This is a genomic window from Mucilaginibacter sp. P4_G9, assembly GCF_056400985.1.
In genome coordinates this window covers 1-3,017 of record NZ_JBFUKF010000518.1, presented here as the reverse complement: position 1 = coordinate 3,017, position 3,017 = coordinate 1, and the positions used below count along the sequence as shown (strand labels likewise).

The following is a 3,017-nucleotide window of genomic DNA, read 5'->3' as shown; positions in this document are numbered from 1 at the left end:
CGCCAACCCTGTGTTTATTTTAGATGAGATAGATAAAGTGGGTAATGATTTCCGTGGCGATCCGTCGTCAGCTTTATTAGAAGTACTTGATCCTGAACAAAACAGCACCTTTTATGATCATTATGTTGAGATGGATTTCGACCTATCCAACGTGATGTTTATCGCCACAGCGAACTCATTGAGCAGCATACAGCCTGCTTTGTTAGACAGGATGGAAATTATTGAGGTGAACGGATATACGATTGAAGAAAAGATAGAAATAGCAAAGCAACACCTGGTACCAAAACAACGTGAGGCACACGGCTTAAAACTGAAAGATGTGACTCTTAAAAACGATATTTTGGAGAAGATCATCGTTGATTATACACGTGAGTCGGGTGTGCGTGCTTTGGAAAAGAAAATTGGTTCTGTTGTACGCGGCCTCGCAAAAAATATCGCATTAGAAGAACCCTACAACCCGGTGATAAATAAAAAAGAAGTAGAGAAAATACTGGGTGCGCCTATTTTCGACAAAGATCTTTACGAGGGCAATGATGTAGCAGGTGTTGTAACAGGCCTGGCCTGGACATCAGTTGGCGGCGACATCTTGTTCATCGAAGCAAGTTTAAGTCCCGGTAAAGGTCGGTTAACACTTACAGGCAGCCTTGGCGATGTAATGAAAGAATCTGTTACCATTGCGCTGGCATATTTAAGGGCTCATGCAGGCTACTTTAGCATCAACCCCAAACTATTTGATCTGTGGGATGTACACGTTCACGTACCAGCCGGCGCTACTCCTAAGGATGGCCCATCGRCAGGCATCACCATGCTTACAGCATTGGTTTCGGCATTTACCCAGCGTAAGGTAAAACCCAACCTGGCCATGACTGGCGAAATTACACTACGCGGCAGGGTCTTAGCTGTGGGTGGTATTAAGGAAAAAATATTGGCGGCCAAACGTGCCAATATTAAGGAGGTAATCCTCTGTAAATCCAATCAGAAAGATATCCTCGAAATCAAAGAAGATTATATAACAGATCTTAACTTTCATTATGTAACCGACATGCGCGATGTTATTAAACTCGCCTTGTTGGATGAAAGGGTAAGCGAACCTCTTGATCTTACTGTTAAAGAAGAGGAAACGAAAGCAGTTTTAAATTAAACAACAAAGGCACTAATCAGGTGCCTTTGTTATTTGCATAAGATATTAATCGGCCCTGACCTACTGTTCCCCTTGCAGGTATTTGGGGTGGCGTTCTACGGAGGTGTCAGAGGTAGTGGGAGGGCGTTTCGAAGGGCTCAAAATGGGGTTCGCAGGATACTCAAAAGAAAGCTCCGGAGTGCATCTAAAAGTGAGAAAACAGTCCTTTGAAACCTTTTGTGACCCATCAGCGTAATACGAGGTGAATTGTATATTAATTCAATACACCTAAAGAATGAAGAAAACTTTTACGCTAACTATCACTATCTTATCTCTACTCCTATTATCTGGTTTTAACTCCTCAGCACAGATTGTGGAACCTAACATGCAGGACACAGTAAAAAAGGCATCCCCCCGGGCTATAAATCACGCTACAGTTGATTCTGCCAGGATGGATTCATCTGCCGAACAAAATGGCGAAAAAACTCAAAGTGTTTATTTTGAGGTAGGCGGTCCGGGCCTTGCACTCACCGTTAATTATGATGCACGTTTTGGGCACAAACGCAATGGTTTTGGTTACCGGGTTGGCGCGGGCTATTTCGCATCGGGGGGCAATAGTGTATTTACTATTCCAATACAAGTAAACTACCTGGCAGGTAATGGCAGCAGCTTATTGGAACTTGGTGGCGGCACTACTTTTTTAAACTCTTACGGAGACAACAAAGGCAAAACTTTTATTTTTGACAGGGTTACCGGCTTTATTGGCACTGCCACAATAGGTTATCGATATCAGCCCAAAGAAGGAGGCATTAACTTAAGAATAGGCTTTGTGCCGATATTTTATGATGAAGGCATTATTGCTGCAGGCGGTGTAAGCGTAGGCTACACTTTTAAATAATTCATACAACCTTATCCTATAAAAGGGTTCCGGGTGGATAAACGCACCCGGAAACCCTTTAATTTTATATGGTTGATGACAGCGATTCATAATTCAATTTTTTTATATTAGTCGCTGATATATTTTATACCTAAATGTTAAATAAGCTATTTATAACGCTGGTATGCCTGTTGGGCAGTATTGGTTTATTTGCCCAAACGCGCGGCCACGAATTTGGGATCCAATCAGACAACGACTCGTATTTGGGACAAGGATCTGACAGGTATTACACAAATGGAATTTTTTTTTACTACCGTAAGGCTTTAAAAACAGGTGAAGGAAACAATCTTCGAAATAAAGTTTTAGGGATAGAACTGGGACAAAAAATGTTCAACCCACAATCGGGTTATGTACGTGACGCTGCTGACGTCGACAGGCCCTTTGCCGCGTATACTTATTTAGGCACAACCCTTAATTTGTTGTATAAAAACGAAAGTACCCTTAAGTTGGGCGCACAGCTTGGCTTAGTTGGCCCTGCAGCGGGTGGCGAACCCGTTCAAAAGCTTATCCACGATACATTTGGTTTTTACACCTTAAACGGCTGGCAATACCAGGTAAGAAATGATGTTGAACTAAACCTATCTGCCGAATATAACAGACTTCTGGCCCGCGCATCATGGGTTGATTTAAGCCTTACCAGCTATGCCAATTTAGGAACAGGTTTTACAGGTGTTGGGGCTGGACCGTTAATACGCATAGGTAACTTCAATCAGCTATTTAATTCGGTGAGTACTCAAAGCACAGTGTCGGCGGTTGAACAAACAGGTTTATTGCATAAGCATGAAATATTTTTTTACTATAAGCCTCAATTAAATGCGGTTGTTTATGATGCTACTATACAAGGAGGGTTGTTTAACAGCAAAGACCCAAATAGCCTGGAGATAACACAAACTAAAAAGCCTTTTGTATTTAGCCAACAATTGGGTGTGGCTTTTACCACCAGCCGTTTTACATTTGATG

3 protein-coding genes are annotated in these 3,017 nt (G+C 42.2%); all 3 read left to right on the top strand.

The annotated features are described in order from the left end of the window. On the top strand, nucleotides 1-1,141 hold a 1,141-nt coding region (locus AC1DPZ_RS24710), incomplete at its 5' end, for a S16 family serine protease (RefSeq protein ID WP_477408480.1). A 274-nt stretch (nucleotides 1,142-1,415) separates the two neighbouring features. Beyond that, nucleotides 1,416-2,018 carry a hypothetical protein gene (locus AC1DPZ_RS24705; RefSeq protein ID WP_477408478.1) on the top strand — a complete coding sequence of 201 codons (603 nt, stop codon included), beginning with the start codon at nucleotides 1,416-1,418 and terminating at the stop codon, nucleotides 2,016-2,018. 134 nt (nucleotides 2,019-2,152) lie between these two features. Continuing rightward, nucleotides 2,153-3,017: lipid A deacylase LpxR family protein (locus AC1DPZ_RS24700; protein WP_477408476.1), on the top strand; the 865-nt coding region annotated here is incomplete at its 3' end.